The 24682-nt window shown below is 30.4% G+C and carries 22 protein-coding genes and 1 other annotated feature; of the genes, 11 read left to right on the top strand and 11 right to left on the bottom strand.

Annotation, left to right across the window (positions count from 1 at the left end; genetic code table 11):
• Window positions 1-268: 268 nt before the first annotated feature.
• Both J2Z43_RS01390 and J2Z43_RS01385 read right to left on the bottom strand, forming a co-directional pair.
• On the bottom strand, window positions 269-1621 hold the full coding sequence (locus J2Z43_RS01390; RefSeq protein WP_209455517.1) for a metallophosphoesterase: 1353 nt from the start codon (window positions 1619-1621) through the stop codon (window positions 269-271).
• 154 nt (window positions 1622-1775) lie between these two features.
• A complete protein-coding gene (locus J2Z43_RS01385) occupies window positions 1776-1919 on the bottom strand; it encodes a hypothetical protein (protein ID WP_209455516.1) in 144 nt (47 codons plus the stop codon).
• 103 nt (window positions 1920-2022) lie between these two features.
• Here J2Z43_RS01385 and J2Z43_RS01380 point away from each other — a divergent pair, with 103 nt between their 5' ends.
• The 4 genes from J2Z43_RS01380 to J2Z43_RS01365 all read left to right on the top strand — a co-directional run bounded on the left by J2Z43_RS01380 (window position 2023) and on the right by J2Z43_RS01365 (window position 6862).
• Complete coding sequence (locus J2Z43_RS01380) at window positions 2023-2151, top strand: tyrosine-type recombinase/integrase (RefSeq protein ID WP_209455515.1); 129 nt, start codon at window positions 2023-2025, stop codon at window positions 2149-2151.
• Between the two features lie 260 nt (window positions 2152-2411).
• The gene (gene typA / locus J2Z43_RS01375; RefSeq protein WP_209455514.1) at window positions 2412-4238 is read left to right on the top strand and encodes a translational GTPase TypA; all 1827 of its coding nucleotides are present in this window, start codon (window positions 2412-2414) and stop codon (window positions 4236-4238) included.
• 152 nt (window positions 4239-4390) lie between these two features.
• A complete protein-coding gene (locus tag J2Z43_RS01370; RefSeq protein WP_209455513.1) occupies window positions 4391-4936 on the top strand; it encodes a LemA family protein in 546 nt (181 codons plus the stop codon).
• Window positions 4937-4975: 39 nt separating this feature from the next.
• Window positions 4976-6862: a DUF2207 family protein gene (locus J2Z43_RS01365; protein ID WP_209455512.1), complete on the top strand. Its 1887-nt coding sequence runs from the start codon at window positions 4976-4978 to the stop codon at window positions 6860-6862.
• A 294-nt stretch (window positions 6863-7156) separates the two neighbouring features.
• Here J2Z43_RS01365 and trxB read toward each other — a convergent pair whose 3' ends face one another.
• Window positions 7157-8068 carry a thioredoxin-disulfide reductase gene (trxB, locus tag J2Z43_RS01360; RefSeq protein ID WP_209455511.1) on the bottom strand — a complete coding sequence of 304 codons (912 nt, stop codon included), beginning with the start codon at window positions 8066-8068 and terminating at the stop codon, window positions 7157-7159.
• Between the two features lie 971 nt (window positions 8069-9039).
• Window positions 9040-9267: a binding site (T-box leader), on the top strand.
• 138 nt (window positions 9268-9405) lie between these two features.
• Between trxB and thrC the strand changes: the two genes are divergently transcribed.
• The 3 genes from thrC to J2Z43_RS01345 all read left to right on the top strand — a co-directional run bounded on the left by thrC (window position 9406) and on the right by J2Z43_RS01345 (window position 12972).
• Window positions 9406-10887 (top strand): threonine synthase, encoded by a 1482-nt coding sequence (gene thrC, locus J2Z43_RS01355; RefSeq protein ID WP_209455510.1) that lies wholly within the window; start codon window positions 9406-9408, stop codon window positions 10885-10887.
• A gap of 9 nt (window positions 10888-10896) precedes the next feature.
• Complete coding sequence (gene thrB, locus J2Z43_RS01350; RefSeq protein ID WP_209455509.1) at window positions 10897-11787, top strand: homoserine kinase; 891 nt, start codon at window positions 10897-10899, stop codon at window positions 11785-11787.
• 126 nt (window positions 11788-11913) lie between these two features.
• Window positions 11914-12972, top strand: coding sequence for an NAD(P)H-dependent flavin oxidoreductase (locus J2Z43_RS01345; protein WP_334299282.1), 1059 nt, complete (start codon window positions 11914-11916; stop codon window positions 12970-12972).
• Window positions 12973-13164: 192 nt separating this feature from the next.
• Here J2Z43_RS01345 and J2Z43_RS01340 read toward each other — a convergent pair whose 3' ends face one another.
• Window positions 13165-13677 (bottom strand): flavin reductase, encoded by a 513-nt coding sequence (locus tag J2Z43_RS01340; RefSeq protein ID WP_209455508.1) that lies wholly within the window; start codon window positions 13675-13677, stop codon window positions 13165-13167.
• A 256-nt stretch (window positions 13678-13933) separates the two neighbouring features.
• On the bottom strand, window positions 13934-14071 hold the full coding sequence (locus J2Z43_RS01335; RefSeq protein ID WP_209455507.1) for a hypothetical protein: 138 nt from the start codon (window positions 14069-14071) through the stop codon (window positions 13934-13936).
• A 263-nt stretch (window positions 14072-14334) separates the two neighbouring features.
• Between J2Z43_RS01335 and J2Z43_RS01330 the strand changes: the two genes are divergently transcribed.
• Window positions 14335-15270, top strand: a complete 936-nt coding sequence (locus J2Z43_RS01330) for a magnesium transporter CorA family protein (RefSeq protein WP_209455506.1) — start codon at window positions 14335-14337, stop codon at window positions 15268-15270.
• Window positions 15271-15342: 72 nt separating this feature from the next.
• Here J2Z43_RS01330 and J2Z43_RS01325 read toward each other — a convergent pair whose 3' ends face one another.
• Complete coding sequence (locus tag J2Z43_RS01325) at window positions 15343-17214, bottom strand: tetratricopeptide repeat protein (protein WP_209455505.1); 1872 nt, start codon at window positions 17212-17214, stop codon at window positions 15343-15345.
• Between the two features lie 205 nt (window positions 17215-17419).
• On the opposite strand from J2Z43_RS01325, the gene J2Z43_RS01320 reads away from it, so the two are divergent.
• Window positions 17420-18406, top strand: coding sequence for an AEC family transporter (locus J2Z43_RS01320; protein ID WP_234925922.1), 987 nt, complete (start codon window positions 17420-17422; stop codon window positions 18404-18406).
• Window positions 18407-18482: 76 nt separating this feature from the next.
• Window positions 18483-18629, top strand: coding sequence for a hypothetical protein (locus J2Z43_RS01315; protein ID WP_185748261.1), 147 nt, complete (start codon window positions 18483-18485; stop codon window positions 18627-18629).
• Window positions 18630-18729: 100 nt separating this feature from the next.
• On the opposite strand, the gene J2Z43_RS01310 is transcribed toward J2Z43_RS01315, so the two are convergent.
• Together J2Z43_RS01310 and J2Z43_RS01305 are read right to left on the bottom strand one after the other, a co-directional pair.
• Entirely contained in the window at window positions 18730-18963 is a 234-nt protein-coding gene (locus J2Z43_RS01310; RefSeq protein ID WP_027702202.1) for a hypothetical protein, read from the bottom strand.
• 97 nt (window positions 18964-19060) lie between these two features.
• Complete coding sequence (locus tag J2Z43_RS01305) at window positions 19061-19387, bottom strand: hypothetical protein (protein WP_209455504.1); 327 nt, start codon at window positions 19385-19387, stop codon at window positions 19061-19063.
• A 379-nt stretch (window positions 19388-19766) separates the two neighbouring features.
• Here J2Z43_RS01305 and J2Z43_RS01300 point away from each other — a divergent pair, with 379 nt between their 5' ends.
• Window positions 19767-20903: a DUF3810 domain-containing protein gene (locus tag J2Z43_RS01300; RefSeq protein ID WP_209455503.1), complete on the top strand. Its 1137-nt coding sequence runs from the start codon at window positions 19767-19769 to the stop codon at window positions 20901-20903.
• 187 nt (window positions 20904-21090) lie between these two features.
• Here the strand turns inward: J2Z43_RS01300 and ispG are convergent, their stop codons facing one another.
• From ispG to J2Z43_RS01285, 3 genes are all read right to left on the bottom strand, one after another.
• The gene (gene ispG, locus J2Z43_RS01295) at window positions 21091-22146 is read right to left on the bottom strand and encodes a flavodoxin-dependent (E)-4-hydroxy-3-methylbut-2-enyl-diphosphate synthase (protein WP_209455502.1); all 1056 of its coding nucleotides are present in this window, start codon (window positions 22144-22146) and stop codon (window positions 21091-21093) included.
• A gap of 191 nt (window positions 22147-22337) precedes the next feature.
• Window positions 22338-23348, bottom strand: a complete 1011-nt coding sequence (gene rseP / locus J2Z43_RS01290) for an RIP metalloprotease RseP (protein ID WP_027702206.1) — start codon at window positions 23346-23348, stop codon at window positions 22338-22340.
• Window positions 23349-23359: 11 nt separating this feature from the next.
• Window positions 23360-24514, bottom strand: a complete 1155-nt coding sequence (locus J2Z43_RS01285; protein ID WP_209455501.1) for a 1-deoxy-D-xylulose-5-phosphate reductoisomerase — start codon at window positions 24512-24514, stop codon at window positions 23360-23362.
• Window positions 24515-24682 lie beyond the last annotated feature (168 nt).

Raw genomic sequence — 24682 nt, 5'->3', positions numbered from 1 at the left:
TATTTACCTCTTAATCACAAAACAATAATTATTTATATATTTCTATAGAATTATTTCTTATAAACTTAATTACATTCTATGTAAACTACATTGATTAGATTCCTTTTTCATCGAATATATCCATATAATCACCAAACAAGGGTAGCAATTAAGCTACCCTCATTTTCTATTACATCAATTTTCTCTTTACCAACCATTCAACAACCAATCTATACGTCTCTTTAAAGTTAGAGCCTTTAATTAAAACCGTTAATAATTCTTACTTTTTTTATTTCTCAATGCTAAATTTATCATTTTTTCCTGAAAAAATTGTAGCAACATTATCATTATACTCAGACTTATTAAGATTTATATCTATCCCTAATTCATTTATATATTCATATATATAACATACAGGTTTATTATCTTTTATAAATACCAGTGTCATGTCTGTACCTTCAGTTTCAGTGATATCTCTCCACTCATAACCAACTTTATTGTATATGATTTCTCTTGGTGTCCCTGGCGCAAATACAAATGCCTTATCCCATTTAAATGGTGTTATTTCTGTTAAACTAGCTTCTTTAACTTTATCATCAATTTCATCTACCGCCTGATACAACAATCCTAAATTCTCATCTTCTTTGTGTAAGTCACTCAAGTCGAATTTAGTTAAATCGCTGGTTTTTTTAACTATATTCCATTCATTATTTTTCTTTTTTAATTGAAAGTTTATTTTAGATATACACTCACCATGTTTACCAGGTTGTGTTACTATTACATTTTCGCCAGACTTATTTTTATAATTATGTTGTGTAATTTGCTTATGTGTATGGCCTCCAACTATAGCATCTATTCCTTCTACCTCATGTGCTAAATCTTGAATTCTATTACCTGGATTTTTTGGTTTTTTAGGTTTTTCACCTGAATGAACAACCGCTACTATAATATCTGCCTTATCCTCTTTCATTTTACCTACCCATTTGTTTGCATCTTCTACTAAATCATTCATATATAATTTTCCTTCATACTCTGGCTGATCTTTTAATTCTCTAGATTTTGCTTCAACAAATTTTCCATACTGAGTTCCATCATCCACCCAATCTTTACTTTCACCAACTTCTTTTATTGTAAGGCCTAAAATACCCAACTTTACAATACCGTTTGATGTTTGGATATCTTTTATAATGTATGGATCCGTATAGCTCTCATCATCTTTTTTATAAGTATTTGCTGATAATACTTTTACACCCTTATTTTCAAAGTCAGAAATCATATTATCTAAGTAAAACTTATTATTAGACACAAACTCATGATTTCCAAGTACTACTGTACCATACCCAACTTTTTTCATATCTTTTGCTATAGGTACTTCTATGTATATATCAGGACTTTTACGCCTTTTGTTAAAATATTTGGCCATGTCGCAATTGCTTCCAGCATCGAAAAAGTCACCAGCATCAACCAATGTTAAATTTTTATCTTTTTTAAACTCATTCTTTACATATGAAGATAACTCGTAGGGTATCTCTCCATGTAAATCAGAAGTGGCCAATATGTTTATTTCTTCTTTGTTATAACTACAACCTGTTATTATAAAAACTGTTAACAATAAAAAATATGTCATTAATATTTTTCTCATTTTCTAAAATCTCCTTGATTATTATTTACATGATTTGACACATTTCATAGTATGTCAGAAAATTTTTGTAATTCGGATTATTTTGTCATAAAAATATCTATTAAAAAGATCGCTTTAGCAGAATAATCACACTTAATTTTCTCTTTAAGCATATTCAATTCACGTGTCTATTGATTTTTACAATATAACGATTTGCGCAAACATCTATATCAAAATTAAACAGATTATCCAACTCTCTAAACAGCCAATCTGGCTTCTCCCAGTCTTGCTTTTTACTGCTTAACAAAGATTTATTCATTATCTACATCCCCCAGATTATTTAACCCTGCTTTTAGAATAAGATACTTTTTATCTTTTTTCAATATTCCATTTTCATAAAGTAATTGATTACTCACGCTAGCATGTTAATACAAAATGGAGTTACACCTAGAGATGTTCTGAAAAGATTAGGACATTCAAATATTAGCATAACATTAAATACTTATACGCATACTACGGAAGAGTCACAAAGAAAAGTAGCTACCTTTTAGCGATACTTATCTTTTATCCCCCCTAATTTTTTTCTCTATTCCACTTAGGGGTTCTTAAATGTTTTTCTAATTGTTCTACTATATTGCCCTTTATGTATATTTCTTTAAAGAAATTATCAGATATAAACAGCAATTCCAATATATACAATTTTTTTCAACATTTAAAAACATTTTTATACTATATACAATATGTTTTCTTGTACACGGGAACTTACTGTGCTATAATTAATAAGTTATTTAATTTGAAGGGAGCAACATAAATGTTATTAAAGCATAAAATCATAAATATCGCGGTAATTGCCCACGTTGACGCAGGTAAATCTACTCTAGTGGATGCGTTTTTATCTCAAGGTGGAGTTTTTAGGGATAATGAAACTGTTAGAGACCGTGTAATGGATAGTAATGATATCGAACAAGAAAGAGGAATTACTATTTATTCAAAAAACTGCGCAATAAATTACAACGATTATAAAATAAACATAGTAGATACTCCTGGTCACAGTGACTTCTCTTCTGAAGTTGAACGTGTTATGAAAACTGTTGATACAGTTTTACTTCTAGTAGATGCTAGTGAAGGGCCTATGCCTCAAACTAGATTCGTACTTCAAAAATCATTAGAATGCGGATTAAAGCCAATTCTATTTATAAATAAAATAGATAAAAAAGATCAGAGAGCAGAAGAAGTTGTGGATGAAGTTTTCGACTTATTTGTTGAATTAAACGCAACTGATGAACAATGTGAATTCCCTATAATATATGGAATAGCTAAACAAGGTATTGCAAAAAAAGAGATGGAAGATGAAAGTACTGACCTTTCTCCTCTATTTGAAACAATTACTAGTCATGTTGCTGCTTACCCAGACTACAATGAAGAACCTCTACAATTCCAAGTATCTGCACTAGCATATGATGACTACATCGGAAGACTTGGTATAGGTAGAATAACTAAAGGAACTCTTAAAAACGGATCAACTGTTTCTATATGTAAAGACAATGATGTCGTATCAAAAGGAAAAATCTCTAAATTATCAGTTTATGAAGGTTTAAATCAAGTAGAAGTAGATGAAGCTTGCAGTGGAGAAATTGCTGTTATAGCTGGTATTCCTGATATATCAATTGGAGAAACTATTTGCGATTTAAACAATCCTCTTCCAATGGAAATGATTAAAATTGAAGAGCCTACTCTGTCTATGAACTTCTTAGTTAACGATTCTCCTTTTGTTGGTAAAAGCGGTAAACTAGTTACTACTAGACAATTAAGAGATAGACTTGAGAAAGAATTAGAAGTAAACGTAGGACTTAGAGTAGATCCTCTAGATACGACTGACGGATTTAAGGTTTCTGGACGTGGAGAGCTTCACTTATCAATACTTCTAGAAAACATGAGACGTGAAGGATATGAAGTTGGAGTATCTAAACCAGAGGTTTTAATGCACAAAGATGAAAATGGAAAACTTTTAGAGCCAATTGAAAGAGTTATAGTTAACTGTCCTGACACTTACTCTGGAACTGTCATAAATGAGATAAGTCTTAGAAAAGGCATGATGGTGTCTATGGCATCTGAAGGAGACTATGTAAAAGTAGAATTCTTAGCACCTACTCGTGGACTTTTAGGATATAGAAGCCAATTTATAAACTCTACTCATGGTGAAGGTACTCTAGTTAGATCATTTGAACAATTTGAAGAGTTTAAAGGTGAAATACCATCAAGAAACAATGGTGTTCTAATAGCACAAGGACCTGGCGTAACAATGGGATACTCTCTAAGTGCTTTAAGCGACAGAGCTACAATGTTTGTTGATCCAGGTGTTGAAGTATACGAAGGTATGATAATAGCTATGAACTCAAGAAAAGACGACATGGTAGTAAACCCATGTAAAAATAAAAAGATGAGTAACGTCCGTGCTTCTGGTTCGGATGATGCGATAAAATTATCTCCTCCTAAGATATTTACTTTAGAGGAAGCTCTTGAATTTATAGAATCTGATGAACTTGTCGAAATTACTCCAGACTCTATAAGACTTAGAAAAAAACTTTTAAATGAGCACGATAGACTTAGATACAATAGATCAAGACAAGCTAAGTAGTTAGTCTTAATAATATATATAGTTATCGCATTAAAGCCAACTAATCAATTTTTTAGTTGGCTTTTTTATTATTTAGTACTACAAGAGTATAAAAACGATATAAGTTATATATAATTATGTTATACTATCAAAAGGAAAGAAAGGAGGATGTTATGTTAATAATAATTATTGTATTAATTGCTGTTATTGTTTTTTGGCTTATTGCTTCTTACAATGGATTTATAAAACTAAAAAATCGATTAGAAGAAGCCTTTTCCACTATGGATGTGTATTTAAAGAAACGTTATGATTTAATTCCTAACTTGGTAGAAACGGTAAAAGGATATACCAAACACGAATCTGAAACATTAGAAAAAGTAATACAAGCGAGAAATTTTGCAATGAATGCTACATCAATCGATGATAAGATTTCAAATGAAAAATCATTGCAGTCTACACTATCTCACCTATTTGCATTAAGCGAATCATATCCTGATTTGAAAGCAAATACAAATTTTATAACTATGCAGAATGATTTAAAATCAATGGAAGGCGAGATCGCAAACGCTCGTAAATACTACAATGCAATTGTAAGAGAATTTAATACAAAATGTGAATCATTCCCTTCAAATATCATAGCTTCAATATTTAAATTTAAGAAGCAACCGTTATTTGAAATTGAAGAATCACATCGCGACAATATTAAGATTTCATTTTAAAAGATATAGGATTACCTATATCTTTTTTAAGGAGGGTATATGAAAAGGTTTAAAAATCATATATTGAGTTTATTATTTCTATTTTTAATATTTTTCACTACAACTAGTAATGTATTTGCATATGAGAGCTTTCAAATGAATTCTTATGATGTTGTAATGGATATAGAAGAAGATGGAGTCATTCATGTTAAAGAGAGTATCAATATGAGTTTCTTCGTGCCTAGCCACGGTTTATATAGTGAAATACCTATCCAATATAAAATGGATTTTGGGAATGGTGAAAAAAACTATGTATTCCCTGTCAAGAATATAAATGTAGAAGACCATAAATACAGTGTTGAGTATGGTCAGGAAAGTGTTGTAATAAAAGCAGGAAATCCAGATTACGAATTTACTGGTAAGGAATCCTACGTATTAACTTATGACATCTACACAAGGGATTTAGATTTAGACGGATTACAAATGTTGTATATGAATATAATCCCAACAAATATAGATGCTCATATATACAATGTTTCATTTGCAATTAATATGCCAAAGAAATTTGATACTAGTAAAATCAATTTTACCAGTGGCAAATATGGAAATGAAAACACTGGTAATAATAATGTAACATACCATGTAGAAGGCAATACTATCTACGGTGCTTATAATAAATTTTTAAGTCCTTATGAAGGAATTACAATAAAAGTAAATCTAGAAGATGGATACTTCAATTACCCAGAATCTAGTGGCAGCACTACCGTTGCTATGATAATATTAGGTGCTTTAGGAGCTCTACTTCTACTCTACTATATTAAAAAGGGGAAAATCAATAAAGTAATTCCGATTGTATCATTTGAGCCTCCTAAAGGTTTAAACAGTGCCGAAATCGGATATGTAATAGACGGAACTGCAAATAATGAGGATACCACATCTCTTGTAATAGAGTGGGCTACAAAAGGATATCTAAATATTCACGAAAAAGGAAAAAATTCATTTGAACTAGAAAAAATTAAGGATGCAGATAATCAATTAGAGCAATACGAACAGATGTTATTTAATAAAATTCTCTATAAAGATCGTGTAAGCTTTGAAGATCTAAAGAAAAAAAATATTGGAGAAGAATTTCAGGCAACTGCTGCTAAAATTGCAGGTAAATTCGCACTACAAGATAATCGTATCTTTGCAGGAACTTCAGGATTATTAAAGTTTCTAGCATTTATACTGTCTCTGAGTGTAATAGCTATCACTTCTTTCTTAAACAACTATCAGACCTATCTAATAGTATCATCCGCTCTATTTATGGCTGGTTTAATTTCAATATTTTTCACTATTGTATTTATTCCTTGGCTATTTATCGGGAAATACAGATATAAAATGAAAAAAGGCAAAATAGCATTATTATATATTTCACTTGGATTAATAAATCTCTTTATATTGATAGTATATTGCTTAAGATTTGTTGAATTATCATCTACCAGTACTGCGATTTCTTTGTTTGTTATTCTTATATGTATTATCATATTAGTTTCACCAACAAAACGTAGTGCAAAGGGTCACGTGTGGTTAGAAGAAATTCTAGGATTTAAAGATTTTATAAAATATGCTGAGAAAGATCGCCTAGAGTTACTAGTTCAAGAAGATCCAACCTACTTCTATCACGTACTGCCATACGCATATGTGTTGGGGGTATCTAATGTATGGGCAAAGAAATTTGAACAATTATCAATTCCTAAACCAACATGGTATCATGGATCTAATTACGACACTTTCTCTAGTGTTTTATGGATAAGTTCTTTCAATCGTTCTATGGGTTCTCTACGCACTACAACAGTACCAATCGTTAAACAGGGTAGTTCGCACGGTGGATTTGGCAATGGCGGATCTTCTGGAGGAGGCTTCTCTGGTGGAGGATTTGGTGGTGGCGGTAGAGGTAGCTGGTAGTAAAAATGGGATTAAAGGTGTTAAAATAACTGTCATCGGTTATAAAACAAAATAAAGAATGAGGCATGCTGGACGTCAAATCATATCCAGACAATGTCTCATTCTTTATTTTATTCTATAACCGATAAAAACCATTTTATTAAGGACAGCTACTTCGTTAATAATAGCTACTTCATCTCTAATGTCTGCTTAATAGATAGTAGTAATTTCTTTAATAACTTCTATTTCATTAACAATATCCATTTTATTTATAAATATTTAATTACCACTTCATTTATTTTCTTTGTTTTGAATTTATTTTCCTGTATTTACGTAGTTTGCTGCTTGTACGGCTGCTATTGCTCCGTCTGCTGCTGCTGTTATTATTTGACGTAAAAACTTTGTTCTGTTGTCTCCTGCTACATATACACCTTCTATTTTAGTAGTGCAAGTCTCATCAGCTACTATATAACCAGCTTTGTCTAATTCTAAAATATTGCTAAACATTTGGTTCTTTGGTTCAAGCCCTATTGCAACAAATATTCCGCTTACAGTTATTGTGCTTATTGATTCGTCTTTAAGGTTTTTGATTTTTACTTCTTTAACATTTGTATCTCCTGCTATTTCCTCTACCCCACTTTCGTAGATTATCTCAATATTTTCTCTTTTCAGCACTGCATCTATAAGTATCTTATCACCTCTAAATGAGTCCCTTCTATGTATTAAGTAGACTTTTGAACAGTTATTGGCTAGGAATAGTGCATCTTCAAGCGCTGTATTTCCTCCACCTACAATTGCTACATCTTGTTTTTTAAAGAAAGCTCCATCACAAGTTGCACAGTATGTTACACCTCTTCCAGTGAATTCTTTTTCACCTTTACATCCTAATTTACGTCTTTCAACTCCATTTGCTATTATTACAGTTTTTGTTTCATGCTCTCCTGAAGCTGTCTTAACTACTTTATAGTTTCCTTTGTCTTCTATTTTTTCTACCCCTTCAAAGTTGATTTCAACTCCTTGAGCTATAGATTGATTATATATATTGTTAGCAAATTCAAATCCAGAGATTTTTTGAATTGAAGGATAGTTTTCAACTTCAGCAGTACCAGTAACCTGTCCTCCATAAACACTCTTTTCAAAAACAGCTACAGTTAATCCTGCTCTAACCGCATAAAGAGCTGAAGTTAATCCTGCTGGGCCAGCACCTATTACAATTAAATCTTTCATATTCTTCCCACTTTCCTTTATATATATTTTTTTAAATTTTTACTTTTTATAATTTAAGTATATAGAAACTTTTACGCTAAGTAAAATAAATTTTTATACATAATAAAACTGTAAATACAAAACTTCTATATTTACAGCTTATATACTAATACTTATATTTATTATCAATGTCGATGTTTTTTATTAGTTTTCGTTTGATAAATTATCCAAAGCGTTTGAATCTGATATATATGATAATACTGATAGTCCATACATGAATAATATCAATCCAGCTGATATTAGTAGTATTGCCATTACATCGCCTCCTTTTATAGTATTGTAAGCTTGTCATATGAATTGAATATGAACTTTACTTGAAAAGATTCCTTATTTATTAAATTTTATTTTGTATAATTTCTTAATGATCTGCTTTATGCCCCATTTATATTATAGTTAATTTTTTAATAAAAAATAGGTTAATATTTTGTAACTAATTTATTGTATTATTTATTATACCCAAAACAATTATAATTTAACAAATTAAAAAGCTTTAATTATCAGTAATTTAGACAATTAAAGCTTTTTAATTATCTATATAGTTTTATTTTTTAGTTGATATTTACAAGGTAATTTTTGTCATTTTTTTATCATAATTATCTTCTAGGCATTTAATTAAGCAATGGGTAAATAGCGCTGTACCATTCAGAATCTATTTTTAAATTTATTTTTTATTAATGATATAATTTTTCATATGATAATTCAAAAAAAATATTATTTTTCTATAAAAAATTAATTTAATACACCTAAATATAATTGTATTTATTTAAGTAGTTATTGTTTTTTGCTGTCTAAATAGTTGACTTTTTATATAAAACGATATCTAACCAATGATTATTTAAATATTTCTAAAAATGAAATTATTTCTTTTTTTCAAAATTTCGCTTGACAGCGTTGATTTTTTTTCATAGAATGAATAATAATATTATAAATAATAAAAGGCAATGATTAGGAAGAGTAAATCTAAATCAGTTAACAGAGATGGAAACCCACCGACTGAAAAGTTTCCTTAACTAGAGGGATTGAAAACTACCTATGAGCTTCTATCTGAAGTTATCAATAGATCTTAGTAAGAATAGACGTCTAACTTACGTTAAAGTACAAGTGGATTTTATATAAATCAATTTGGGTGGAACCGCGGGAATAAGATTCTCGTCCCTTTTTAGGGACGGGAATCTTTTTTTATTGAAAATTTTCAAGTAATAATAGCTTTTAGCTAATAAAAAACAGATATTTAAAATTAATAAAAAATATATATTTATATTGATTTAAGTAAAAATGGAGAATATGGAGGAGAAAATATGGACTTTATAAGTACTCGAGGAAATACAGATATTTCAGCATCTTCGCAAGCAATAATAAAAGGAATCTCAAATGATGGCGGGCTTTATGTTCCAACCCATTTTCCAAATATAACCGATAAACTTAAAAATTATGTAGGCAAAACATACTCTCAAATTGCATTTGATATTTTAAAAGAATTTTTAACAGATTTTAAAGATGATGAAATTAAAGAATGTATAAACAATGCTTATGGCAATAAATTTAAATATGAAAATGCAGTGAATCTAAACAAAGTTAATGGTTCTTACTTTTTAGAACTTTACCATGGACCTACACTCGCTTTTAAAGATATGGCGCTGACTATAATGCCATATCTTCTGAAGACTGCTATACAAAAAAGAGGATTAAATAAAGAAGTTGTAATTCTAACTGCAACTTCAGGAGATACTGGAAAAGCAGCACTTGAAGGTTTTATGGATGTAGAAAACACCAAAATTGTTGTATTTTTTCCAGAAGATGGAGTCAGTGCAGTACAAAAACTTCAAATGAAAACTCAAAAAGGTAAAAATACACATGTAGTCGGCATAAGAGGAAACTTTGATGATGCACAGTCTGGAGTTAAAAATATATTTTCAGATAAAGAATTTGAGGGAGAGCTTTCAAATAGTGGATATGTACTTTCTTCTGCTAATTCAATAAATATAGGTAGATTATTACCTCAAGTAGTTTACTATTTTTATTCATATATGAACTTGGTGTCTACTGGTGAAATAAGCCTAAATGATAAAATCAATTTTGTAGTACCAACAGGAAATTTCGGTAATATACTTGCAGGATACTATGCTAAACAAATGGGGCTACCTATAAATAAACTTATTTGTGCCTCTAATGACAACAATGTGTTGTACGACTTTTTTGCAACAGGAAAATATGACAAAAATAGGAGTTTAAAACTGACCTCTTCCCCTTCAATGGATATTTTAATATCTAGCAATCTTGAAAGACTATTATTTGAAGTTTGCGATAGAGATCAATCTACAGTAAAAAATCTAATGAATAAGCTAAGCTCAAAAGGAGTTTACGAAATTGATGAAGATATGAAAAATAATTTAGATTCATTCTCAGCGGAATACTCTGATGAAGAATCCGTTAGAAAAACTATAAAAAAGGTATTTGATAATTTCGATTACCTTATAGATACTCACACTGCTGTTGCTTACAACTGCTATGAAAAATATGTACAAAAAACTTCAGACGATACAAAGACTGTAATTGTAAGTACAGCAAACCCATATAAGTTCTCTGAAGACGTTTTAGATTCTCTAGGATACAAAGATTCTAATTTAGACGACTTTGAAATAGTAGGTAAGTTAAGAGATGTATCTAATGTAGAGATTCCTGACTCAATATTAAAGTTAAAAGATGCAGAAATACTTCACAATAGTATTTCTGATAAAGATAAATTAAAATCAGAAATCAAAAAATTCTTAAAGGTATAGGTGAAAATTATGATAGAAATAATCGTTCCAGCAACAACTGCAAATGTGGGCCCAGGATTTGACTGCCTAGGTATCGCACTTAATTTATATAATAAATTTTATTTTGAAGAAATAAATAAAGGACTTATCATAGAAGGCTGTGAAAATAAGTATAAAAATGAAAACAATCTAGTTTATTCATCGATGAAGTACTTCTTTGATAAAGTAAAACCTGCTAAAGTTCCAAGCGGCGTAAAAATTATAATAGAGGACAACATCCCTATTTGCAGAGGTCTTGGTAGCAGTGCTACTTGTATAGTTGCAGGTGTAATGGCTGCAGATGCACTATCTGAATCAAATTTGAGTAAAGATGAGCTTCTAAAAATAGCATGTGAAATTGAAGGTCACCCAGACAATGTAGCTCCTGCTATATTTGGAAATATGATGGTATGTATATCAGATGGTGATAATCTTCATTATGATGTAGTAAGAGTTCCAGAAGAATTAAAATTTTGTGCATTTATACCAGAGTTTAAACTCTCTACTGAACAAGCAAGAAATGTACTTCCAACAGAGGTTTCTCATGTGGATGCAGTATTCAATGTTGGCAGGGTTTCGATGCTTATATCAGCATTGTTAAACAAAAATTTTGAACTGTTAAAGATTGCATGCCAAGATAAGCTTCATCAAGAATACAGAGGTACTCTAATAAAGGGATATGATAACATTATAGATCATGCAAATGATATAGGTGCTTTAGGAGTATTTATAAGCGGATCAGGGTCTACAATTATGTCTCTTATCCTCGAGGATGAAAACTTTAAAAACAATATGAATTCTTATTTATCTAAGTCTGATTCTAAATGGGATATAAAGGACTTAAGCTGTGATTTAAACGGTGCAGTAGTTAACTATATTTAAAAATATAATTTAACTATAATATATAAATATAGTCTAATTTCAAATTTTATAGTATAATAATTAGTACTAGGTAATAATATTAAGTGTTATAATCTAGTACTTTTATTTTGAAAATCAGGAGGGATTATTATAAAAGAGTTAATAATCGGAGATTTAGTTGCAAAGATTCCTATAATTCAAGGAGGAATGGGCGTTGGCATCTCTAGATCATCTTTGGCAGGTGCAGTCTCAAAGCTAGGTGGCATAGGAGTGCTATCTGGAGTCCAAATTGGATATGATGAGGAAGATTTTGAAACTAATACTATAAATGCAAATTTAAGAGCTTTAAAAAAGCATATCAACAGAGCTAAGGAAATTTCTAACAACGGTATTGTTGGAATCAACTTTATGGTGGCTATGAAAGAATATGAAACTTATGTTAAAGAAGCAATTAAATCTGGTATAGATCTAATAATTTCAGGAGCTGGGCTTCCTACTAAATTGCCATCTTTAACTAAAGGTACTAACACAAAAATAGCTCCTATAGTATCGAGTGCAAAGGCTGCTAAAGTTATACTTAAAATGTGGGATAGAAAAGATCAAACTACAGCAGATATGTTGATAGTTGAAGGTCCAAATGCAGGTGGTCACCTTGGATTTAACAACAAAGATCTTGAGGATATCAAAGGAATTGACTATGATAACGAGTTTGCAGAAATTCTTAAAATAGCTAAAGATTATGGAGAAAAGTTCAATAAAGATATACCTGTTATAGCTGCTGGGGGAATATTCTCTTCGGATGATGTAAAAAAATTCATTGACCTTGGAGCATCAGGTGTTCAAATAGGCACAAGATTTATTGCCACTGAGGAATGCGATGCCGACGATAATTTTAAAATGGCTATAGTCAATGCTAAAAAAGAAGATATTCAAATAGTAAAAAGTCCAGTTGGACTACCTGGAAGAGCTATAAGAAATAAATTTATTGAAACTGTAGAAACTAGCCGACAAGAAGTGAAAAGATGCTACAACTGTCTTATTCCCTGTAATCCAAAAGAAACGCCTTATTGTATTTCTCAAGCACTAATAAATGGTGTCAAGGGAGATCTAGACAATGCTCTAATATTTAGTGGAAGTGAAGCTTATAAAATAGATAAGATTTCCACTGTTGAAGAAGTTATATCTGATCTTACATCAAAGCTTTAATAATGCAAAAGGTCTGTATACTGTTATACGTATACTGTCAAATAAACGAAAAACCCCTTATATGATTGACAAATAATAAGAAAGTCTAATCTATAGGGGTTTTTTTGTATATAAAAATTAATTTTAAATCTACTATATTATTAGCCTTTAAATTTTCTATGCCTTGCTATTAAAAGCACAATTCTTATAAAACTAATCTTCTTTTACCAGTACATCCGTGATTTCAGCCACATAAATTTCGTGGAAATCACTATTTGGATACCATTTTTTAATCAAGCTCTCATCGAAAAATCCATTTGGATCCAATTTCTGCTTATATACATTCTTGCATATAATAGATAGATTAGCTTCCTCAAAATAAGGTACTCCATCTTCATGTAGAACTTTATAACCTATTTTTCCTACTTTATCTTCTTCACTTCCAGAAACACTTCCAAAATATGTGAGATCTTCTCTATATTTTTTATCAAAGAAAGTTAAAGAAAATGTATCTGAGTTGTCTATAAATTTTTTTGTATGACGTTGAGGTCTTATAAATATAAATGCTATATTTTTACCCCATAAAAATCCTACTCCACCCCATGAAGCGGTCATAGAATTAACTCTTCCCTCTTTTTCCGATGAAACCAACATCCACTCATTGCTTATCATATCTATTGGATTTCTAGGTATTTCATTAGGACTTATTTTTTTAAAAGTACTCATACCGTTACCTCCTTAATAAATGAATAGTTTATACATTTTATCTATGTACTTTAGATTGCGTTTATAAAGCAATTATATCATAATGATAGATAATAATGTACTACACCTATATTCTATTCGTTTGTATTACAAAAAATTCTTGCTGCTTTGTAAGTAAAATAGGCATCAACAGCCCCAGCTAATCAACTTGCATTTAATCCATCCGCCAAAATTTTATCTGAGTTTACTAATATAGCAGTAGAATAATTTTGTTTATCTACCATAATGCTGCAGCTTTGTATATATCAACGCCTTGAATTTTTCCAATTGATCCCAAAGCATTTAATATAAGTATATACATAACACCAATAGAAATTGCTAAACCTAATGATAATGCTTTCTTGCTAAAATTCATAATATAAGTTCCCTCTTGTTAAATTTTTATCCTCCAGATAAATTATAAATTATACCTTATCTAATTCGAATTTCATTATTTTAGGAAAATTATCTTTTTATAAAAGTTCGATCTTTGACTACTTAATTGATTCATATTATTATATAATGAATGTAAGTAATTGTTAAAAACTGTTCTAAAATTTCTTTTTATAGGAAATTGTACAAAGATATTGTATAATAGTATAGTGTCTAGAACATCACTAGATAAAAGGACGTGTTGCAATGATAAGATATTATAAAACTATTGAAACAAAACTAGAAAAATTGAATAGCTTTGAACAAGACTGTTGGATAAACTTAATTGAACCTACTCAGACAGAGATCAACTCTGTGTCTAATATGCTAGATTTAGATACTGAGAGCCTTGAAGCTGCACTGGATGAAGAGGAACGTTCAAGAATAGAAGCTGAAGATAACCATACATTGATACTTATAGATATTCCTATTGATGAGAGTAGCTCAAATTCATCACACTACTCTACTATACCGCTTGGTATTATACTTATGGATAATGCAATTATAACAGTATGTAACTCACAGACTAAAATTCTTAACGACTTTATTGTAGGACATATTAAAGATTTCTATACTTTTAAAAAAACGCGATTTGTTCTTCAGATCCTTAGAAAAAATGCAAGTTACTACTTAAACTATCTTAGAAGAATAAATAAGATGACTATTGCTATAGAGAAAGAGATACATAAATCTATGAAAAACAAAGAGCTAGTACAATTACTAGAACTTGAAAAATCTCTAGTATACTTTTCTACTTCACTTAAGGCTAATGAAATGGTATTAAATAAAATGGTTCGTTTTACTAGCCTAAAAAAATACCCAGATGATGAAGACCTACTTGAAGACGTAATAGTTGAAAACAGACAGGCCGTTGAAATGGCTAAAATATACGGAGACATACTTAGTAGAATCATGGATGCTTTTAGCGCCATAGTAAACAACAATCAGAACAACGTAATGCAATTTTTAACAGTTGTTACATTGATCTTTTCAATTCCAACAATTATATCTGGATTTTTCGGCATGAACGTAAACGGTATACCATTTGATACCGGCCCGTTAGGATTCTGGATGGTTGTATTTGTTACAACTATAATATGTACAGTTGTCGCAATATTTATGTTTAGAAATAAGCTATTATAGACAAAGCCTTTAGAAATTTAAACTATTCTAAAGGCTTTGTCTATATATTTTTATAACTATTATTTCTATATATTATTCTGTTACTTCTTCTTCAATTATCATCTCAGTTTGTAATCCTTCAAGCATAAAGTCCAAACTTTCTTTTATATCTAGAATATAGATAGGAACGTATTCTTCATCATCGATTACTTCTGCTTGTAAAGAGAATTCTGGCGTCAGAACATCATCGATATCTATATCTAGTTTTGGCATACTTCCAAGTATTTCACTGCAGTTTTCATAGTTTTCCTCTGCCAATTTCTTATATATGTCTAAGCTTTTTTTGTAGTATAAACTAGCTAACATGTATTCACATTTCTTACTGAAAAGTTCTGCTCCCTCTTTAAAGTACTTCTCAGCTTCTGAATACTCGTTTAGTTTTACACTTAGCTGACCTAAATTGTATATTGAATCAATACAGTCATTAGCTCTAGCTTTCTCATACCAATATTTCGCATTTGCATAGTCCTTGTAGTAGATATCGTTGATTCTCCCAACCATATGTTGAGAATAGACATTGTCTTCATTAGCTGGAGTGTCAAACATTATCTTAGCTTCTTCATAATTTTCTTCTGCAAAATAAATTCTTCCTAAATGTATTCTAGCATTTATATGATTTTTATTGGCTGCTATTTCAAAGTATTTTTTAGCGCCCTTAGGATTTCCTAAATTTTCATATATACATGCAAGCCTGTAACTAGACTGAATATCTCCATTTTCTGAAGCCTTTTTATACCAGCTAGTTGCTTCCTCAATATTGTCTATATCTTCATATATATTTCCAAGCTTTATTTGACATGACACTGAACCTGGAAGTCTTAAGTAATATGAAATAGCTAGTTCATAGTCTCCATTTTGGTAATATAAATCCCCAAGATTCTCAAGTGAACTCTTACATCCAACTGATATTGCATCTTCATAGTACTCTATTGCACTTTCAAAGTCTTTTTCTTCAAAATAGATTCCTGCCAAATTGTTTTTAGCCTCAGTTATATTTTCATCAGCTGCCATCTTATAGTATTCTTTTGCTTTTTCAATATTATTTTCTCTGTTGTATAAATTGGCCAATCTATATTTAGACAATACATGGTTTTCTTCAATGGCCTTTTCATAGTACTCGATAGCATCCACTATATTATCTTTTCTGTCGTATATATATGCAAGTCTGTACTGAGATTTAACATCTCCCTTATCTGCACTTTTTTTGTAATATTTCTCTGCGTCTTCTAGGTTATCATTAATTTCCATGATCATCCCTAAATTAAAACTTCCTTTTACATATCCAGATCTATGAAGTTGCTTATATAGCCCAACGGCTCCCTTGCTGTCTTTTTTCTCACACATAAGTACTGAAAGATTATACTTAGAATCATCGTCCAATAAAACAGAGCCTTTTTTATAGGCCTCATAGGCTTTATCTTCTCTTTCTATGAAGCTATAAAGAATACCTAAGTTGTAACAAGCCTTTCCTGAATTATTCTCAGAAGCCATATTAAGCCACTTCTCAGCTCTTTCATAATCAGACATTTTAAAATGAGTTACTCCTAGATTATTTTGAGCCTGAATATTTCCTTGACTCGCTATTTTTTCATACCAATACAGGCAGTATTCATAACCATCAAGCTTGTAGTACATGTTCCCTAGCTCAAATGCAGCCTGTTCACTTCCATTTTTCCAAGCTAATGAAAGCCACTCTTCTGCTTCCTTGTAGTTATTTTTGTCAATAGCTAACATACCTAATCTAAATTGCGATTTAACATAATTATCTGAAGCAGCAACTTTATATGTATCAATAGCGCTGTCTAATTTTCCCATTTTTTCAAGAAGTGCACCTTTTGTGTGAATTACTTTAGGATCACTTGGCAAATCTTTTATTTTTTTTATCGAAAATTTTGTATTTTTCATCTATAATTACCTACCTATTTTACGATATTTTCTACTAGATATTATTATACAACAATATTTAGTATAGTATTGTTATTTATTGAATTATTTTTTAATTAATAACTCTATTTTAACATCAATTTATCACTTTATGTCTACTGGATTTAAATTTTTATTTAATATATAATATAATTTGACATTAAATATTAATCTAGGAGGTGAAACTATGAGCTTTGGCAATATTTTTACTCAGGTTGCGGTATTATTTATATTAATCTTGGTTGGTTATTTGATTAGAAAGTTAAACTTACTTGATGAGGATACAACATCTAAAATTTCTAATCTCGCTATGACGGTATTTTTACCATCAATGATTATAAGCTCAATGCAAATCGATTTTGATAGTTCTATGGTAAATAAAATATTACTATTAATATTAGTATCGATGGTGGCATATGGAATTTCTTTTGCAATGGCATTTTTACTTAAATTTATATTTAAAAATGACAGCGATTTAGGAATATATCAATATGTATTAATTTTTTCAAATGTAGCTTTTATGGGATACCCTGTCGTAGAAGCTGTTTTAGGTAAGGAAGCAATTTTTTATACAGCAATATATAACCTTCCATTTAATTTATTTACCTTTACTATAGGAATATATCTACTTTCTAAAGGCAACAGCGACTACAAATTTTCTGCAAAATCTATAATAAGCCCAGCTACTATAGCTATTGTATTCGGACTTATACTCTTTGTAACAGGTATTAGACTTCCAGCATTCTTAAATAACTCTATAAGTTTATTGGGTGGGGTTACTACCCCTATTTCAATGTTAGTAATTGGAAGTATGCTTGCAAACTCTTCCGCTAAAGAATGTTTTTACAACAAGAAATTATACTTTGTAACATTTCTTAGACTTGTCTTGATTCCATTAGTGGTATATTTGTTACTAAATAATCGAGTTGGAGATAGCATGATAGCTGCTATACCCGTCGTAATGACATCAATGCCTGCAGCAGCAAACGCCGCTATTAATGGCCAACCAATACGGATCAAACACTACATTAGCTTCACAAAGTGTATTTTTAAGCACATTATTCTCAGTGCTTACTATCCCAATAATAAACATGTTCTTGTTAGGTTGATTTATTCTTTAATGTGTTGTACAATAGTTTATTCAAATAAATTGTACAATAATATTAGTTTTTAGAATTCTATGCAGTTTGTATTTTTTTAATACATATTTACAATAATATTATTGTGTACATAAAATAGGAGGAGCGAACATGGATTTAGACTTGCTTTTTAAAATAGCGTTAACAATAGTTGCAGTAGGAATTTCATATAAAATTATCAGAGCAGTTGCAGGTGTTGCGTTTAAAGTAGCGTTAATATTCGTGATAATTTTATTCGTAATTAGAATGTTTATGTAGATATAGTAATGTTTATGTAAATATAGTATTGTTTAAAACTAAAATCACAACGCAACTTTTAGTCGGGATTTTATCCCTATTAAAAATTGCGTTGTGATATTTATTTTACACTATTTAAATCTATATATGCTTCAACTTGAGGTATATACAAAAGATTGTCCTTAATATGAGTGTTTCCAAATTCCTTTAAGCCCGAACCTTCTGCATCCTCTGTAATTTTGTACTTTATGATATCAGAGTCCTCATCTATATCTGCATGAAAGTAAAGACCTTCATACTGCTTGAATTTAAAATTGAATTTACTTCTTTCAAGTTTAATTATTAAATTTTCCATCTAATCCTCCATCAAATATATTCTTTTTATATACTAGCATCTCTACTATTACAATACAAACACACAAACCATTAAATTATGTCATATATATTGATAATTAAATAGGCTTTATACTAGAATCCTGATTATAATACCATTTCAAAATTTGGCTTACTACATATGAAGAAACAATTTCATCAGAAAGAAGTGGAAAGAAACTGTACGTCCCTATTTTTAGCTTATCGCTTTTCTCAATAAAAACTGTTGGATGTATAAAGTTATTGTTATCATCAATCTGGTTAATACGATACTTTAAATAAATATCTTTTTCATCCGAGACAATATTAAGCCAACTATAACCAGACTCATCATCCGGACTTACAAACCATAAAAATTGAACACCATTAAACTTAAGATGTCGCTTTCCTTTCTTATTAATACCCATAATACTCCCCCCAATTTATTAAACTTGCAACTATAATAATATGTAATATTACTAAATATAATACTACAAAATCTAAAAAACTATAATATTTTTCATATTTTTTAACTTTTTTATCTAAAGCTCCACTCTCTATAGCTTTAAAACTTTACTCTGAAACTTTTTCAGAAGAGTCTTTAATAAGCTCTCTATTATCATACAACATTTCTACATCCATATCAAAACCTCCTGTACAAATCTTATATATCTTATTTCTGTAATTTTATAAATATAGATATCTATTTACAAATACATCGTAAATGTGAAGTAGTTAAAAATATTTTTAAATTTAATAAATAATTGATATAATAAAATAACATTATATTTAAAACGGAGGTGGATTATGAAAAATATTAAAAAAACTCACTTAAAAATAATACTTATAATTCTTTTACCCATTGCTTTAATTATAAATTTTATTGCATCCAAAAACCCTGAATTTGTAGAAAAATACTATTCATTATGTTTAGACAAATACATAGTAAAACTTTTGAGCTCCATAACAGGAATAATTCCATTTTCACTTTACGAACTAACTATGTACATTATTGCAATATCAATAATCGCTTGGATAATCACATTTATATATAAACTTACCAAAGGTAAACAAATATTTTCTCACTTTATAAAGCACTCTATAATAAACATTCTTTGTATTGCATCTACAGTATATTTTTTCTTTATAGTCCTTTGGGGTATAAACTACAACAGAGTTCCATTAGAGACGAGCTTGCTACAAAATTTACAATTCAAAAATGGCAAAGACACAAAAGATAATAAAAACAACAAAGATCTTATAAGTTTATACAACTTCTTAGTAGAAAAATCTAACGAAACAAGAAAACTAACAAAGCAAGATAATAAAAGCATTATGAAAAACAACTCCGGCTACAGAGGCGTTATAAATAGAGCAAATTTAGGATACCAAAATATAGTAGGCATAATACCTGGATTTGAAGGAAACTACGCAAAAGCAAAACCAGTAATCTCCTCAAAACTTATGTGTTACACAGGAATAACTGGAATATATTTTCCATTTACAGCAGAAGCAAATGTAAACATAGCAGTGCCAGATTTCTCACTACCCGCTACAGTATCACACGAAATGGCTCATCAAAGGGGATTTGCCAGCGAAGACGAAGCCAACTTCATAGCTTATTTGACATCAGTAAATCATCCTGACAATGATTTTAAATACTCAGGATACACATTAGCATTAATGTACACAGGATCAGCCCTTAGAAAAGTCGATTACGAGGAATACATCAGGATATCATCAAAACTATCCGAAGATGTAAAAAGAGACTTAAACTACAACAGCGAGTTTTGGTCAAAATACGAAGGAAAAATAGACGAAATTTCTAATGAATTTAACAACACCTACTTAAAATCTAACGGAATAAAGAGCGGAGTACAAAATTACGGGCAAATGGTGGATTTATTATTATTATATTTTAATTCAGTAGATTTTAATAAATAGCAATGATTTTAATCATTAGATCATATCCCATTTGAATAAACTTGATAAACGATGCAAAGTAAAAATAAATAAGACATACAGCACAATTACAGACTTTTTCCCAATCTGTGGTGCTGTATGTCTTATTTATTTTGCATTATTTATCATGTTTATTTTCCTACCACAACATCTATAACTCTTGCTAATTCTACAACCTATCTATTTCATCTAGAAGTTCTTCTACCAAATCACTGTCTTTTATCTTTCTAACAATCTCACCCTTTTTAAATAAAAGTCCTTCACCTTTTCCACCAGCTATGCCAACATCAGCTTCTCTGGCTTCACCAGGTCCATTTACAGCACATCCCATAATAGCTACTGTAATATCCTTATCCAAATCAGCAATCTTCTTCTCTACATCATTTACAACGCTTATTAGATCTATATTGCATCTACCGCAAGTTGGGCAAGATACAACTTTAATCTTGTCATTTAAAAGTCCTAGGCTTCTAAGTATTTCTTTTCCAACATTAACTTCTTCAACAGGATCTCCTGTAAGCGAAATTCTTATTGTATCGCCTATTCCTTCGACAAGTAATGCCCCAACGCCTATCGATGACTTTATAGTCCCTTTTTTTATGCTTCCAGATTCTGTTATACCTACATGAAGAGGATAATCTACTTTTTCTGATATCAACCTGTACGCATCTATAGTTTTAAATATATCTGAAGATTTTAGTGATATTACAGTATTATAGAAATCTAAGTCCTCTAAAATCTTAATATGACTCATTGCGCTCTCAACTAAAGCTTCAGAAGTTGCAGATCCATATTTTTCAAGAAGTTCTTTTTCTAAAGATCCTCCATTTACACCTATTCTTATCTTAATATTCTTTTCCTTGCATTTATCAACTACCATTTTAACTCTAGAAACATCACCTATATTTCCAGGATTGATTCTTACGCCATCTACGCCTTGATCTATTGCCTCAAGTGCTAATTTATAGTCAAAATGAATATCTGCTATTACTGGAATTGAGACTTTGCTCTTTATTTCCCCAATAGCTTTTGCTGCTACCATATCCGGAACTGCAACTCTTACTAGATCGCAACCAGCTTCTTCAAGTCTTTTAATTTGCTCAATAGTAGCTTTTGCATCTCTAGTATCTGTATTAGTCATAGATTGTACCGAAATAGGATTATCTCCACCTATTTTTACATTTCCAACACTTACTTCTCTAGTTTTTTTTCTACTATAACTCATATTTACCACCTTTAATTTTAAGCATGTAGTTTTTGCTTTTTTATCTATTTTTGTATTAATTTTATATTTATACATATGTATTTGCATTTAACCAACAAAACTTATCGATTAGAGTTCTGCCACAATCTTTATTTTGCAAATTAAAACTGATGTGAACAGACAATCGATAAGTTTTTTATTAATACTTATTTTTATTGAAATAATCTTAAAACATCTTTGTAAGTAATAAAAATCATAAACAGCATAAGCGCTCCAAAACCTACAAGATTTACAAATCCTTCTTTATTTGGATCAAATTTTTTACCGCCTCTAATACCTTCTATTATAAGCATAAGTATTCTCCATCCATCAAGTGCTGGAATTGGAAGTAAGTTTAGTATTCCAAGGTTTAAACTGATTACAGATCCTAAGTATAGTAAATTAATCACACCTGTCTTAGCTGCATCAGATACCATCCCTATTACTCCAACCGGTCCAGCTACTGAATTCGAAAATCCTCCAGGAACTGTTCCCGTAATCATTTGACCTAAGAAAGCAAACATTTGTTTAGTCATGCTTACAGTTGTTTCAAAAGAATAAGTTATCGATCCAAATATACTCTTTTCCATTTTAGGAGACATACCTATTAAGTAAGTTCCTTGTTTCTTTTCAGGAGTGACTGTTACTTCTTTTGTCTTCCCATTTCTCTCTAATTCTACATTTAAATCTTTACCTCCAGAACCATGTACTGTCTTTACAGTTTGCTCCCAAGAAGTTACGTTTTTTCCATTAATTTTAAGTATCTTATCTCCAGTTTCTATACCTACCATTTGTGCAGGTCCAGATTTTGTAAGTTCTCCAACTATAGCCTCTTTAGATGGAACACCTAAAGACATAAATACGGGAATCAGTACAATTACTGCAAGTATCAAGTTAAATATTGGACCAGCTAATATCGTACTAAGTCTAGCAGGAAGACTTTTATTTCCGAAAGAGTCTGGATCATTGGAACTCTCATCTTCACCTTCCATACTTACAAAACCGCCAAGTGGCAGTAGTCTTATCGAATACTCTGTTCCTCTTTTTATACTAAAAACTTTAGGTCCCATACCGATAGCAAATTCATGAACCTTTACTCCACTCAGTTTTGCAAACAAAAAGTGACCTAGCTCATGAATAAAAATAATTATACTAAACAGTATAAGCGCAACTATTATAGTCATAAATTTCTCTCCTATCCTCTAATTCTTTTTTTTACGAAATCTCTACTCCATCTATCAATCTCAAGTATATCTTCTAGAGTTGCATTTTCTATGCTTTTGTGAGATTCCAAAACTTTCTCTATAAAATATGGTATGTCGTAGAAGCCTATTTTATCCTCTAAAAATTCATTTACTAAAATTTCATTAGCTGAATTTAAAGCCGCTGAATAAGTTCCTCCAAGCTCAAGACATTTATACGCTAGATTTAAGCATGGAAAAGTATCCAGATCAGGATTTTCAAATGTCAATGTCGCTATTTTCGCAAAATCAACTCTTTCGTAGCTATTTGAAATTCTATCTGGATATCCTAGAGCATATTGTATAGGCAACTTCATATCTGGACAGCCGAGCTGTGCAATCACCGAGCTGTCATCAAATTGTACCATAGAATGTATAATGCTCTGTGGATGAACAACTACATCTATTTTATTGTAATCTACATCAAATAGCCATTTAGCTTCAATAACTTCCAACCCTTTATTCATTAGCGTAGATGAATCTACACTTATCTTTCTACCCATACTCCAGTTTGGATGTTTTAAAGCCTCATTTTTAGTTATATTTATTAAATCTTCTCTCTTCTTTCCTCTAAAAGGACCTCCAGAAGCAGTCAAAATTACCTTGTCTATATTTTTCGAATTCTCTCCTTGAAGGGATTGGAATATAGCACTGTGCTCACTATCTACAGGGAGTATTTTCACTCCATTTTTTTGAGCTAAATCCATAACTAATTTTCCAGCAGTTACTAGTGTCTCTTTATTTGCAAGGGCTATATCTATTCCCTTTTCTATTGCTGCAACTGTCGGCACAAGGCCAATTATGCCTACTACAGCAGTTAAAAGTATGTCTATTTCATCCAAAGTAGATATTGCTTTAAGGCCTTCCATTCCACACAAAACTTCTATTTCTATCCCAGACGGAATGCTGTATTTTAATTTTTTATAACTTTCTTCTTGATAGACTGCAACGTATTTAGGTTTGAACTCTACTATTTGCTCTAACAATAAATCTACGCTACTATTTGCAGAAATAGCAACTACCTCAAACTTATCACTGTTTTCTCTAACCACATCTAAGGTTTGTTTTCCGATAGAACCTGTTGAACCCAAGATTGATATTTTCTTCATAAAAGTAATCCTTTCTACATTAAATTTCAATTAATAATTATTATACCATTTATACCCCTATTTTTAACATTATTCACGAAAACTTCACTTATATTTACTAATTCTTAATATTCATTTAAACTTTTAAACCAAACAGTTAGATAAAATAAATGCCCCAGCGTAAACTGG

This window comes from Metaclostridioides mangenotii (assembly GCF_017873185.1).
Classification (GTDB): Bacteria; Bacillota; Clostridia; order Peptostreptococcales; family Peptostreptococcaceae; genus Metaclostridioides; species Metaclostridioides mangenotii.
Note: the sequence above shows the minus strand (reverse complement) of the source record. Positions and strands in the feature narration are given on the sequence as shown.